Genomic DNA, 11,607 nt, shown 5'->3' on the forward strand with positions numbered 1-11,607 from the left:
ATCAGTTGGTCTTTAGTAAGAGCCATGTAGTGTTCCTTCCCTATCAAATTCATATGGATTGCAGAGTGCAGTGTCAGCCATCGAGCCCGATCTTCTGGATCTGGCACCCTCGGCGATAACCACGACGAGTCGGGTTATAGATACCGAAATCAGGGTTTGGTTCGACCTGACAAATGCTGATTGCACGCTTAACGCAGTGACTTCGCGTAAGACCGGGCAAAACTAGCACAGAGACGGGGAAATATCCGCCTCTAGCTACCCATTTGGTCAGCTTTATTGCTCTAAATCGGTAAAAAACTGCATAAGGCCCGCCGCACGACCCGGATTTGCCGTTCAGCACCCGCCAAAACCAGTGGTTGCGGTACACTGGGCGCTTTTTCGGGGGAGCCTGCCCTCCTCCCTTCCAAAAGCCGAGAAGCCCATGCCGATCCGTCATTGCATCGTCCACCTGATCGACAAAAAACCCGACGGCACGCCCGCAGTTCTGCACGCCCGTGACACGGAACTGGCCGAGTCTGCAGCCATCGAGAACATGCTCGCCGACCTCAACGAGAGCTATAACGCCAAACAGGGCAAAGCCTGGGGCCTGTTCCATCCGGAATCCGGCGCGTTCCCGTTCAGCGGCTGGCTGAAGGAATACATGGAGGGCGGCAAAGACTTCACCGCGTTCAGCAAGGTGGCAGTCGAGCATCTGCAAAAGCTGATGGAAGAGTCGAACCTCTCGGTCGGCGGCCACGTGCTGTTCGCCCATTATCAGCAAGGCATGACCGATTACCTGGCCATCGCCCTGCTGCATCACAGCGAAGGCGTGGCCGTTACCGATGAGCTGGACGTGACCCCGTCGCGCCACCTCGACCTCGGTCAGTTGCACCTTGCGGCACGGATCAACGTTTCCGAGTGGCAGAACAACAAGCAGTCCAAGCAGTACATTTCATTCATCAAGGGCAAGAACGGCAAGAAGGTTTCGGAGTATTTCCGCGACTTCATCGGCTGCCAGGAAGGCGTCGACGGTCCAGGCGAGACCCGCACCCTGCTCAAGGCTTTCAGCGACTTCGTCGAAAGCGAAGACCTGCCGGAAGAATCCGCCCGCGAGAAAACCAAGACCTTGGTGGATTACGCCAGCAGCCAGGCCAAGCTCGGCGAGCCGATGGGCCTGGAAGAGCTCTCGGAGCTGATCGACGAGGAGCGCCCGAAAGCCTTCTACGATCACATCCGCAACAAGGACTACGGTCTGTCGCCAGAGATTCCGGCGGATAAGCGCACGCTCAACCAGTTCCGTCGTTTCACCGGCCGCGCCGAAGGCCTGTCGATCAGCTTCGAAGCGCATCTGCTGGGCTCGAAAATCGAGTACGACGAAGAGGCTGGCACCCTCGTGATCAAAGGCCTGCCGACCTCGCTCACCGATCAGCTGAAGCGACGCAACTGATGCTCGGCAATGTGCTGAAGAAAGTCGCGCTGGTTCTGCTGGTTGTGGTGGTCTATCAGAACTGGGGCAAGATCGAGCGGGTGTTCAATCCGTCACAGATGGTCGCGGAGCAGACGCGGGCGCAGGCCAATGTCGTGCTGTATGCCACCGACTGGTGTGGCTACTGCAAGCAGACCAAGCGTTTTCTCGACAGCAAGGGGATTCCGTTCAAGGAGTTCGATATCGAGAAGGATGCCGAAGCGCGCAAGGCGTATGAAGCACTGGGTGGACGCGGTATCCCGTTGATCGACGTCAACGGCACGTTGATTCGCGGATTTGATCCGGACGAGATCCTCGCTGCCCTCAAGTAACGCACTCCCCTGTGGCGAGGGAGCTTGCTCCCGCTGGGGTGCGAAGCGCCCCCGCTTTTCAGGGCGAGAACACGTTCGCAGGTTTACGACTGCTGCGCAGTCGAGCGGGAGCAAGCTCCCTCGCCACAGGTGTTGTGTGTATCCGTTATTTGGCTTCGATACGGAAACCAAAGCGCGGGAAGTGCACATGCACCACGCCGCCACGCTCGTCTTCACGGCGCAGGATCAACTCCTCGCGACCGGCAAACACCAACTCACCCACCACCGGATCCACGCCGTAATCGGTCGCGGCAATCGCCACTTGCTGCCCAGCCTTGAAGCCGTTCGGATCAACGAACTGCTCATCCGGCAGGGCTGCTGGTGTAGCGTTGCGCGCCACCTCCAGCGCCTCCTCGGACGTCATCGCGCTTGCCGCGCCATGCCCAAAGCCCAACACGCGCCCCAGCCACGCGGCGACTGCTGGATAGTCGTCCACCAGCGGTGCGGTCACATGGGTCGCCTTGAGGAACCACAGTGGGTGCGCCAGCGCAAAGTCGGCAATCGACGGCTCACCAAACAGGAAGTCACCCTGCTCGCGCTGTAGCTGCTGCTCCAGACGGGCCATGATCGTCGGCCATTGGTGCTTGGCCTGCTCGGCAGACAATCGGGTTGCACTGCCACCGCTGAACAGTCCGGCGCGATCAGCCAAGAACGCTTTGATTGCTTCCGGCGGTAACTTGCCGAAACGCACCGCCACCGATTCAGGCTGAAACACCAGGCTGACGGCATGCTGGAACACCACGGAGTCGACCCAGGTCGCGAAACTCGCGGTAATCATTTCCTGACCTTCTGGAAAGAACGACGGCAGCGCCTTTTCCTGCTCCAGACGTCGCGCGATCAACGAAGTGTCGCAGTAGATATCGGCGCCGATCTGCAGCACCGGCGTTTTGCGGTAGCCGCCCGTCAGCGCCGTCAGATCAGGTTTCGGCATCACCGGCGAGATATGCACCGAGCGCCAGGACAAGCCCTTGAACCCCAGCAGCAGGCGGGCCTTCTCGGCAAATGGAGAGGTCGGGTAATGATGGAGGATCAACTCGGACATGCTCGGCTCCGCCGCTCAGATAGTGAATCGGCAGCTTAGCGCGCATTTTGTTAGCAGCCTACAGATCTGGCTGATGGGAACCGATCAGTCAGATTGATAAGACGCGACCAGGCATTCCTTGGCGCTTTTGCGCAGCTTTTTGATCAGCCGTTCCTGGCGCAAGGCGTCACTCTTGTCGCGACAAAGCTCGGTGTACACCAATGCCATGGCGGGGCTGGAAAGGAAGAAGCGCGCACCCTTGCCACTCTGGTGCTTGGCGAAACGACGCACGGGATCGTCGCTGATCCCGCAGTACAACGAGCCGTTGGCCGCACGAACGAGGTAGACGAACCAGGACTTGCTCACCGGTTCGGCAACATCGACAGATTTTTCGCTAAGGCTGGTCACTTTGGGATCAAGGCGTGTAGGAAACAGGTCGCGATCTTATCAGCGGCCGGCCTGAAATGCCTTCAGTCCCTTCAGTGCCTGCGCCCGCACGGCGTTGCGCACCAGCGGCGTCCAGCCGAGCAGCAGGCCTTTGAAACCCAGGGCCTGACGCGACCAGCGCCACAGGTCGAAGTAGTCGTGGTGCTCGCAGATCTTGCCGTCGCGAAAGACGAAACGCGCCTGGATATCGTTGATAACGACGTTGCCGGTCTGGCTGAACAGATAAGTCGCCACCCAATGGGCGCCGCCGCTGCGCTCGTCGGCGCGGACGTTGTCGAAGGTCAGCGAGAAGTCTTTTGCCCGGGTCGTGAGCATGCGCCACATGTCGCCGGCATCACGGCCGCGCAATTCGCCGAAGGCCGGATCGCTGAAGACCACGTCATCGGTGTAGCACGCGGCCATGCCTTCGGCATCGAGACGCTGGAAGGCTTGGTAGAAGCGGGTGATCAACGCGGCGTGGGCTTCACTCATGGACAGTCTCCGGGAAATGTACAGATGGCCATCACGATAATCTGCAACGTCCCGAAACACTATCGGCATTCGCATTTCGAATACCGCTAACAAACGAAACGCAGCTCACTGGTATTAAACGTCACCGCCGGAAACCATTACAAAGCAAAATAATTATGCTCCTTCTGACCAATAACCAATGGGTCCCGACACGAGAGGCGTATGCCGGTAATTGGTGAATGCTCTCACCACTTGACTTGCACAGCCACGACCAGCTAATGGAACGCTTACATCGTTATGCGCGACCAAACACTTTATACTCACTTTGTACAATTACTACTGCCACTTGACGCCACGTACATCAAACTACTCAACATAAATTTCTGCACAGCAGGTTTAACCCTGATTGGACGAACATCAATTCGCCCAATTGCTCTTTATATAAACCCCCGCAGGAGAAGTAAGGATGCGTGAAATCACACTGGAAGAAGCCGAAGCCATCGGCGGCGCTTTTGGTGTTCCTGGTGCTGTAGGCGGAGGCTTGGCAGGTGCTACGGCATACGCTGGGAGCCTGCTCGGAGGAGGCACATTCAAAGGCGGGGAGTTTGCAGCCGCTGTAGGGGTTGGAGCTATGACCGGAGCCATAATGGGCCCTGCCGGCATAGGCCGTACCTTGGGCATGGCGGGCGTCGGTTTCGGTGGCGGTGTGGTCACCGGAAATACTGGACGACTGACCGGCTCATAAACAGCAGGCCCTTAAAAAATGTGCGGGACTGGAAATGTCCAGGGTCATCGCACCTGAAGAACTCCAGAGCCCGCACTCTCGAAAAATTGTCTGGAATCAATTCGACCATGCAAATCGCTGTTTCCATAATTTTTGGCTTGATTCTGATACTGTTGATCAAGGGTGTCGCTTATGCCATCAACTTTAAGTGTGGCCCGATCATCCAGAAAAAACACCTGCAACTGATCGCCATACCCGTTGTTATTTGCCTGACGATATACGGCACACCAAAGTTGATGGTGCTTCTAGGTTTGAATTAAACAGATGAATGCCCGTTCCTCCCTTGCGCACGCTGTCCTGCGCAAGGGGATCAAACCGCTGCACTCTTACACGAATCTGACGCGTGCAGTTTCGAACGCGCTCCGCTTTGAGATCGCTTGCTTCATGATTTTTCGCTTAGCACCTGTACATACAGTGCTCTTCCCGCACCAAGCCCGGCAATGATCGCACCGGCACCAATAATGCCGAAGATCCAGCCCACCGCATTCCAGCCACCGGTCCAGTCGTGCACGATGCCAACCGCGAACGGCCCCATCGATGCCAGCGTGTAGCCAAAGCCTTGCGACATGCTCGACAGGTTCGCCGCAACATGCGAATCCCGCGAACGCAGCACGATCAGGGTCAGCGCCAGGCTGAACGTACCGCCCTGCCCCAGACCCAGCAGAATCGCCCAGCCCCACAGGCCTTCGATTGGCGCGTACAGGCAACCGAACAGACCGCCGAGGGTCAGCGCCATCACCACGACGATTGCCAGACGCTGATCCTTGCCGCGTGTCGCCAGCCACGGTGCCGCGAGCGAACTGGCGAGCTGGATGATCACCGAGCCGGACAGCACCAGACCCGCTTGAGTCGGCGTCAGACCACGACCGATCAGGATCGACGGCAACCAGCCAAACACGATGTAGGCCAGCGACGATTGCAGGCCCATGTACAAGGTCACTTGCCAGGCCAGCGGATCACGCAGCAGACCGCGCACGCGATAAGCAACATTGTGTGCACCGTGTTTCTGCCCGATTTGCGGCAGCCAGAACAGCGCCGCCACCAGCGCCGGAATCACCCAAAAACCGAGCCCCATGGCCCAGCTGTGATCGAAATGCTCGCTCAGCGGCACGCTCGAACCCGCCGCCATGGCCGCGCCCAGACACAAGGCCATGGTGTAGACACCGGTCATGGTGCCGGCGTGTTTGGCAAAGTCGCGTTTGACGATGCCCGGCAGCAATACGCCGATGATGCCGATGCTCGCGCCCCCCAGGACGCTGCCGGCAAACAGGCCGATCTCACCAAAGTTGCTGCGCAGGATAATGCCGCCAGCGAGGGTCAGCAGAATGCCCAGTACCACGCGCTCGGCACCGAAACGCCGCGCCAGAATCGGCGCCAGCGGGGCGAACAGCCCCAGGCAAAGCACCGGCAGCGTGGTCAGCAATCCGGCCTGAGCGGCGGACAGCCCGAGACTTTTCGACACTTCACTGAGCAGCGGCGCCATGCTCGACAGTGCCGGACGCAGGTTCAGCGCCACCAGAATCAGCCCCAACAGCAGCAGCCACGGACGGCGCACCAGCGGGTGGCTTTGTTGCACCTGCTCGTCATCGGCCTCGGCATCGATCAGCAGCTCTTCAAGCTTCGGGGGTGTGGATATCTCGTTGCGGGACATGGATTTCTCGGTTTCAAGGTTCATTGATCAACTGCCTCGACAAGGCTTTGGCCCGTTCCGGGTCGCGTTGTTCGACCGCATCGAGCAAGTCGATGTGCAGGTCGAACACTTCCTGACGGCGCGGGACGATGTTCAGGGTCTGGCGCAATTGCCCGCCGACAATGCTGGAGAAATAGCGATACAGCTCGCTGAGGGTCGGGTTGTGCGCGGCGTCGACCAAACGACGATGGAACACCAGATCGCAAGCGATGTAGGTGTCGAGATCGCCGTGGTAGTGGCTGCCGCTGGTCCCGAGCGCCTCACGCAATGCGGCGAGGTCCTCATCGGTGCGGCGCAAGGCCGCCAGACCAATGGCCTCGACTTCGAGGATGTGCCGGGTTTCCCGCGCCTGATCCAGCGAGCAGCGGGACAACGCCTTGAGCGTGTCCAGCGGGTCGACCAGCGCGCGCAAGTAACTGCCGTCGCCCTGGCGAATCTCGATCAACCCGGAAAACGCCAACACGCGCATAGCCTCGCGCACGGTGTTGCGGCTGATGCCCAGCTCGGCGCACAGCTCGGGTTCGGTCGGCAAACGCTCGCCAACCTGCCAAGTACCGCTGTTGATGCGCTGACGTAGTTGATCCAAGGCCTGGTCGACCAGGGATCGTTTAATAAGTGGAGAAGTTTCTGACATAGGATTCGCCCTTTCATCCAATCATAGGATGAATTTTCTGACATGTTAGTCAGACCCGTGTAGGACGGCAACCACCTAGGGTCAATCGGAGACACATGGAGCGGCATTTTCGATTGGTCAAAATTACCCTTTAAGGGTAATTTCAGGGACAGGGTTTTGGTTTCTTATGGAGAAGAACACACCCCATTACGACTTGGCGGTGATCAAGGCGGATGTCAGGAGACTCGGCTGGAGGGCATTCACGCACACGGCGAGAAAAACAGGGACTGCACTCGAACTGTCTCTTGAGGAGATGCAAGAAATCATTCTCAAACTGCAGCGCAGCATGTTGTACAAATCAATGACGACTTATAACGATCACCGTATTTGGCAAGACGTCTATCACATCCAATCACATGGTTTGGAGATCTACATCAAGGTGTCATATCACTGCGACAGGCGCCCCCCCGTGATCTCTTTCAAGGAGAACCATTCATGAACACGCAACAGTGTGTCAGTTGTGGCGCCCTGGAAGGCATGGTGCATTTCAACGGTCGAGGCGAAACCGTGAGCGCTAAGGGAATGGAGCGGCGCATCGACGATTTGTCGGGTTGGGAGTGCCAGAAGTGCGGTGAGATCGAGCTGGATGAAGAGTGCGGGCAGCGGTATTCGGACGCATGCGATGAACTCGTTATCGCATGTCGAAAAATGGTAGGTAACGAAATGAAAAAAATCCGTCGCAAACTGCACCTGACGCAAAAGGAAACGGTGCAATTGCTTTCAGGGGGCGGACACAATGCTTTTTCCCGCTATGAGCGCGGCGAAGTACTTCCACCGAAAGCGCTGATGCTGCTCATGCGTTTGTTGGATCGTTACCCTCATTTGCTCGCCGACGCGAAAATCCTGGGTGAAGGGGCGGATTTGCGGGGCGCGTTCAAATATACCGAGCACAAAGAACACGAAACGCTTTCTGTGTCCTGACCCACAAAAAAACAACCCGGCACAAGGCCGGGTTGGTTTTTACCCATCAACCATCAATGCAAAATCTGGCTCAGGAACAACTTCGTCCGCTCATTCTGCGGATTATCGAAGAAGTCATTCGGCGCCGCCTGCTCGACGATTTCGCCCTTGTCCATGAAGATCACGCGATTGGCCACGGTGCGGGCGAAGCCCATTTCGTGAGTCACGCAGAGCATGGTCATGCCGTCTTCCGCCAGACCGATCATGGTGTCGAGCACTTCCTTCACCATTTCCGGATCGAGCGCTGAAGTCGGCTCATCGAACAGCATGATTTTCGGTTTCATGCACAGTGCGCGGGCAATCGCCACACGCTGCTGCTGACCGCCGGACAGTTGCCCCGGGAATTTGTGCGCCTGCTCCGGAATGCGTACGCGCTCCAGGTAATGCATGGCGATTTCCTCGGCCTTGCGCTTGGGCATCTTACGCACCCACATCGGCGCCAGGGTGCAGTTCTGCAAAATGGTCAGGTGCGGGAACAGGTTGAAGTGCTGGAACACCATGCCGACTTCGCGGCGGATCGCTTCGATCTGCTTGAGGTCGTTGGTCAGTTCCACACCGTCTACGACAATGCGACCCTGCTGGTGTTCTTCCAGACGATTGAGGCAACGGATCGTCGTCGATTTGCCGGAACCCGACGGGCCGCACAGGACGATACGTTCGCCCTGTTTGACGTTGAGGTTGATGTCTTTCAGTACGTGGAACTGGCCGTACCACTTGTTGACGCCCTGCATCTGAATAATGCCTTCGGGGCCCACTGGCTTTTTGATTGCTTCGCTCATTTACAGAGAACTCCTAACGCTTGTGGCCAGTGTCGAGCTTGCGTTCCAGATGCATGGAATAGCGCGACATACCAAAACAGAAAATCCAGAACACCAGGGCGGCGAACACGTAGCCTTCGGTGGCCATGCCCAGCCATTTCGGATCGGCAGCGGCTTGCTTGACGCTGTTGAGCAGGTCAAACAAACCGATGATGATCACCAGACTGGTGTCCTTGAACAGCGCAATGAACGTGTTGACGATGCCGGGAATTACCAGCTTCAGGGCTTGCGGCAGAATCACCAGGCCCATTGAACGCCAGTAACCGAGCCCCATAGCCGCCGCCGCTTCGTACTGACCTTTGGGGATCGCTTGCAGACCGCCGCGTACCACCTCTGCCACATAGGCCGACTGGAACAGGATCACGCCGATCAGCGCCCGCAGCAGCTTGTCGAAGTTCATGCCTTCGGGCAGGAACAGCGGCAGCATCACCGAGGACATGAACAGCACCGTGATCAACGGCACGCCGCGCCAGAACTCGATGAAGGTCACGCAGACCACGCGAATCGCCGGCATGTTCGAGCGCCGTCCCAGCGCCAGCACAATCCCCAGCGGCAAGGCACCGGCGATACCAACCGTGGCGATCACCAGAGTCAGCATCAGGCCGCCCCATTGGCTGGTCGCCACGTTGGTCAGGCCGAAGCCGCCGTGCAGCAGGATGAATGCAATGATCGGGTACAGCACCAGGAAGCTCAGCCCGTAGATCGCTTTATGCGGCACACGCGAGATGAACAATGGCGCTGCGCCGAGGACCGCCAGCCACACGGTCAGGTCCACGCGCCAGCGCAGTTCCGGCGGGTAGTAGCCGTACATGAACTGGCCGAACCGTTGCTGAATGAACACCCAGCAGGCGCCGTCCTTGGTGCAGTCGGCGCGAGTGGTGCCGACCCAGTTGGCATCGAGGATTGCCCAACTGAGGATCGGTGGCACCACGAGATAGATCAGATAGAACGCAAACAGCGTCAGCAGGGTGTTGAGCCAGCTGGAGAACATGTTCGCGCGTATCCACGCCATCGGACCGAAGACCTTGGCCGGCGGCGGCATGTCGGGTTTGAAAGTATGAGTACTCATGCGCTTTTCCTTACCGCTCGATCAGCGCAATGCGCTTGTTGTACCAGTTCATCAGCAGGGAAATGCTGATACTGATCGCCAGGTACACGCTCATGGTGATGGCAATCACCTCGATCGCCTGACCGGTCTGGTTGAGTACCGTGCCAGCGAACAGCGACACCATTTCCGGATAACCGATACCGGCCGCCAGCGAGGAGTTTTTCGCCAGGTTGAGGTATTGGCTGGTCAGCGGCGGAATGATCACGCGCAGGGCTTGCGGGATGATTACCTTGCGCAGGGTCGGGCCGTTGCGCAGGCCCAGGGAACGCGCCGCTTCGGTCTGGCCGTGGCTGACCGACTTGATCCCCGAACGAACGATCTCGGCGATAAACGCTGCCGTGTAAACAGTAAGGGCCAGGGTCAGCGCGAGCAGTTCCGGGATCAGCACCCAGCCACCGACGAAGTTGAAGCCCTGCAACTTGGGCATTTCCCAATGCAGCGGTGCGCCGAAGATCAGTGCACACAAGGACGGGATCAGCAACATGATCGCCAGCCCGGTCCAGAACTTGTGGAACGGTACGCCGGTTTCTTCAAAGCGCTTGTTGGCCCAGCGGCACATCAGCACGGTAGCGATGATCGCCACCACGACGCTGCCGAAAAAAGCCCAGAAGCCATCAGCCGCCAACGCCGCTGGCATGTTCAGGCCACGGCTGCTGACGAAGAAGGTATCGCCGAAGTTATGGCTGTTGCGCGGCCCCGGCATGGTCAGGAATACCGCGAAGTACCAGAACAGGATTTGCAGCAGCGGCGGAATGTTGCGGAAGACTTCCACGTACACCGTCGCCAGTTTGCTGATGATCCAGTTCTGCGACAGCCGCGCCACGCCGATGATGAAGCCGAGAATCGTCGCCAGAATCACGCCGATCACTGTCACCAACAGTGTGTTGAGCAGACCGATGACAAAGACGCGGGCATAGCTGTCCGCTTCGGTGTAGTCGATCAGGTGTTGAGCGATGCCGAACCCGGCACTGCGCTCCAGAAAGCCGAAACCGGAAGTAATGCCCCGGTGCTGAAGGTTGGTTTGCGTGTTGTCGAACAAGTACCAGCCCAGCGAGACCACCGCGACAACGGTGATGATCTGGAATAGCCACGCACGCACTCGTGGATCGCTGAGGCTGAGCCTCTGCTTTGGTGCGCCGATTGATTTTTGCATGAAGTGCCCCGGAATTAATGGAACAAGAACATCACCCGGCGGTTGGCCCGCCGGGCGATAGAACCATTAGCGCACTGGTGGTGCGTATTGAATGCCGCCAGCGTTCCACAGCGCGTTCAGGCCGCGGTCGATTTCCAGCGGAGTGCTCTTGCCGAGGTTTTTCTCGAACACTTCACCGTAGTTGCCGACTTGCTTGACGATCTGCACAACCCAGTCTTTCGGCAGTTTCAGATCCTTGCCGTATTCGCCGTCACCGCCGAGCAGACGAGCAACGTCCGGGTTCTTGGTCGACTTGGCTTCTGCTTCAACGTTTTTCGAGGTAATGCCGGCTTCTTCAGCGTTGAGCATGGCGTAGCCAACCCAGCGAATGATCGCCAGCCACTCGTCGTCGCCGTTACGCACGACCGGACCCAGCGGCTCTTTGGAAATGGTTTCCGGCAGAACCACGTAGTCCTTCGGCGAAGCCAGTTTGCTGCGCTGGGCGAACAGTTGCGATTTGTCCGAGGTCAGCACGTCGCAACGACCGGATTCCAGCGACTTGGCGCTTTCATCGGAGGTGTCGAAAGTGATCGGGGTGTATTTCAGACCGTTACCGCGGAAGTAGTCGGAAACGTTCAGTTCGGTGGTGGTACCGGCCTGGATGCAGCTGGTTGCACCGGCCAGCGCTGTGGCCCTCTTCACGCCCCGC

The 11,607-nt window shown here is 58.3% G+C and carries 12 protein-coding genes and 1 pseudogene; 4 read left to right on the forward strand and 9 right to left on the reverse strand.

The genetic code is table 11. The features are described 5' to 3' along the window. Positions 1-421 precede the first annotated feature (421 nt). Both yejK and ACIOWE_RS21060 read left to right on the forward strand, forming a co-directional pair. Positions 422-1,426: a nucleoid-associated protein YejK gene (gene yejK / locus ACIOWE_RS21055; protein ID WP_007909053.1), complete on the forward strand. Its 1,005-nt coding sequence runs from the start codon at positions 422-424 to the stop codon at positions 1,424-1,426. Next, complete coding sequence (locus tag ACIOWE_RS21060) at positions 1,426-1,776, forward strand: glutaredoxin family protein (protein WP_034154584.1); 351 nt, start codon at positions 1,426-1,428, stop codon at positions 1,774-1,776. Before yejK ends, ACIOWE_RS21060 begins: the two co-directional genes overlap by 1 nt. Before the next feature lie 145 nt (positions 1,777-1,921). On the opposite strand, the gene ACIOWE_RS21065 is transcribed toward ACIOWE_RS21060, so the two are convergent. The 5 genes from ACIOWE_RS21065 to ACIOWE_RS21085 form a co-directional block, all read right to left on the reverse strand. Beyond that, entirely contained in the window at positions 1,922-2,857 is a 936-nt protein-coding gene (locus ACIOWE_RS21065; protein ID WP_401395365.1) for a glutathione S-transferase family protein, read from the reverse strand. Positions 2,858-2,941: 84 nt separating this feature from the next. Next, positions 2,942-3,244 (reverse strand): GIY-YIG nuclease family protein, encoded by a 303-nt coding sequence (locus ACIOWE_RS21070; protein ID WP_008083651.1) that lies wholly within the window; start codon positions 3,242-3,244, stop codon positions 2,942-2,944. Between the two features lie 39 nt (positions 3,245-3,283). Continuing rightward, positions 3,284-3,754: a nuclear transport factor 2 family protein gene (locus ACIOWE_RS21075; RefSeq protein WP_401395368.1), complete on the reverse strand. Its 471-nt coding sequence runs from the start codon at positions 3,752-3,754 to the stop codon at positions 3,284-3,286. A 1,145-nt stretch (positions 3,755-4,899) separates the two neighbouring features. After that, entirely contained in the window at positions 4,900-6,192 is a 1,293-nt protein-coding gene (locus tag ACIOWE_RS21080; protein WP_401395370.1) for a CynX/NimT family MFS transporter, read from the reverse strand. Next, the gene (locus ACIOWE_RS21085) at positions 6,182-6,841 is read right to left on the reverse strand and encodes a FadR/GntR family transcriptional regulator (protein WP_401395373.1); all 660 of its coding nucleotides are present in this window, start codon (positions 6,839-6,841) and stop codon (positions 6,182-6,184) included. The genes ACIOWE_RS21080 and ACIOWE_RS21085 overlap by 11 nt, the downstream gene beginning before the upstream one ends. Before the next feature lie 166 nt (positions 6,842-7,007). Here ACIOWE_RS21085 and ACIOWE_RS21090 point away from each other — a divergent pair, with 166 nt between their 5' ends. Both ACIOWE_RS21090 and ACIOWE_RS21095 read left to right on the forward strand, forming a co-directional pair. Beyond that, positions 7,008-7,319 carry a type II toxin-antitoxin system MqsR family toxin gene (locus ACIOWE_RS21090; RefSeq protein WP_401395376.1) on the forward strand — a complete coding sequence of 104 codons (312 nt, stop codon included), beginning with the start codon at positions 7,008-7,010 and terminating at the stop codon, positions 7,317-7,319. Further along, on the forward strand, positions 7,316-7,801 hold the full coding sequence (locus tag ACIOWE_RS21095; protein WP_401395379.1) for a type II TA system antitoxin MqsA family protein: 486 nt from the start codon (positions 7,316-7,318) through the stop codon (positions 7,799-7,801). Before ACIOWE_RS21090 ends, ACIOWE_RS21095 begins: the two co-directional genes overlap by 4 nt. A 53-nt stretch (positions 7,802-7,854) precedes the next feature. On the opposite strand, the gene ACIOWE_RS21100 is transcribed toward ACIOWE_RS21095, so the two are convergent. The 4 genes and pseudogenes from ACIOWE_RS21100 to ACIOWE_RS21115 all read right to left on the reverse strand — a co-directional run. Further along, positions 7,855-8,619 carry an amino acid ABC transporter ATP-binding protein gene (locus ACIOWE_RS21100; protein ID WP_008080191.1) on the reverse strand — a complete coding sequence of 255 codons (765 nt, stop codon included), beginning with the start codon at positions 8,617-8,619 and terminating at the stop codon, positions 7,855-7,857. 13 nt (positions 8,620-8,632) lie between these two features. Then, positions 8,633-9,727, reverse strand: coding sequence for an amino acid ABC transporter permease (locus tag ACIOWE_RS21105; RefSeq protein WP_201235112.1), 1,095 nt, complete (start codon positions 9,725-9,727; stop codon positions 8,633-8,635). 10 nt (positions 9,728-9,737) lie between these two features. Further along, positions 9,738-10,919 (reverse strand): amino acid ABC transporter permease, encoded by a 1,182-nt coding sequence (locus ACIOWE_RS21110; protein ID WP_401395382.1) that lies wholly within the window; start codon positions 10,917-10,919, stop codon positions 9,738-9,740. A 66-nt stretch (positions 10,920-10,985) separates the two neighbouring features. Then, a pseudogene (locus ACIOWE_RS21115) lies at positions 10,986-11,607 on the reverse strand (amino acid ABC transporter substrate-binding protein); the annotation flags it as partial.

Origin of the sequence: Pseudomonas sp. NPDC087598 (assembly GCF_044743525.1) — a bacterium.
Classification (GTDB): Bacteria; Pseudomonadota; Gammaproteobacteria; order Pseudomonadales; family Pseudomonadaceae; genus Aquipseudomonas.